This window comes from Streptomyces specialis (assembly GCF_001493375.1).
Classification (GTDB): domain Bacteria; phylum Actinomycetota; class Actinomycetes; order Streptomycetales; family Streptomycetaceae; genus Streptomyces; species Streptomyces specialis.
In genome coordinates this window covers 1-1426 of sequence record NZ_LN929866.1, presented here as the reverse complement: position 1 = coordinate 1426, position 1426 = coordinate 1, and the positions used below count along the sequence as shown (strand labels likewise).

General features: G+C 74.3%; 1 protein-coding gene. It reads right to left on the bottom strand.

Features of this window, described 5'->3' with window-relative positions; all coding sequences use genetic code 11:
- Positions 1-1187, bottom strand: a 1187-nt coding sequence (locus tag BN2279_RS09640; RefSeq protein ID WP_407702219.1) for a multidrug effflux MFS transporter, incomplete at its 3' end; no start/stop codon positions are given.
- Positions 1188-1426 lie beyond the last annotated feature (239 nt).

The window sequence follows — 1426 nt, the reverse complement described above, 5'->3', positions numbered from 1 at the left end:
TCCTGAGTGAGCCGGGCCCGCCTGAGGGCAGCGGGCGGGCCCGGACGGCGCGCGGACCGGCGCCGGAGGGGCAGCGCGCCGAGCGTGACGAAGCACACAACGGCCAGCAGGGCGACGGTGAGCTGGACCACGGCCATCGGCACGGCCGTGTCCTCCCCGGCGATCCCGACGAGCGGCGAGGCGACGGCGCCGACGAAGAACGCCGAGGCGCCCAGCAGCGCGGACGCGGAACCGGCGGCGTGCGGTGTGCGGTCCAGGCCCTCGGAGTTGGCGTTGGGCAGCACCAGCGGCATGGACGCCATCAGCGTGAACAGGCCCGCCGAGACGGGCAGCAGCCCGGTGTCGCCGAAGGCGCCGGCGGTGATGGCCAGTAGCGCACCGGCGGCCAGGACCAGGAGGGCGAGGCCCGCGGCCATGATCCGGGTCGCGGGGAACCGGCCCACGAGGATCTTGCCGTTGACCTGGCTCATGGCCACCATGCCGAGGGAGTTGACCATGAACAGGAGGCTGAACGTCTGCGGCGAGGCGCCGTGGATCTCCTGGATGACGAACGGCGAGGCGGAGACGTACGCGAACAGCGCGGCGAACGTGAGGCTGCCGACGAGGAGATGACCGGCGAAGACCCGGTCGCGGAAGAGCCCGGCCATGGTGCGCAGCGCGGGCCGCACACCGCCCGCTCCGCGCCGCCGTGGCGGCAGCGTCTCGGGCAGCCACCGGGCCACGACGAGAACGAGGACCGCGCCCGCTCCGGCGAGGACGAGGAAGATGCCGCGCCAGTCGGTGACGCGCATCAACTGGCCGCCGACGACGGGCGCGAGGACCGGCGCGATGCCGGAGATGAGCATCAGGGAGGAGAAGAAGCGGGCCATGGCCACGCCCTCGTACAGGTCGCGGACGACGGCGCGGGCCACGACGACCCCGGCCGCTCCGGCCAGTCCCTGCACGAGCCGGAACGCGGTCAGCGTTCCGGCGTCGGTCGCGAAGGCGCAGGCGACGGACGCCAGCGCGTAGACGCTCATCCCGGCCATCAGCGGGAGGCGGCGGCCGAGTTGGTCGCTCATCGGGCCGATGACGAGCTGACCGAGACCGAGGCCGAGGAGGCAGGCGGTGAGCGTGAGCTGCACGGTGGCCGCGCCGGTGCCCAGGGCGTCGCCGACCTCCGGCAGGGCCGGCAGGTACATGTCCATGGACAGCGGGGGGACGGCGGACAGCCCGCCGAGGATGAGGACGAGCAGCAGTCCGGCCCGGCGCCCCCGGGACAGGGCGACGGGCCGGTCGGTGGCCGCGGCGGCGGGCCCGGCGGGGGGGGGGGGGGCCGGGGTGCGCGGGGCGGGGGGGGGGGCGGAGGCCGGCTCCTATACACATCCCCGGGCCCACGGGACAGCGGGACATATCGATTGCCGTCCTCTGCTTGCACAAAAAAAAA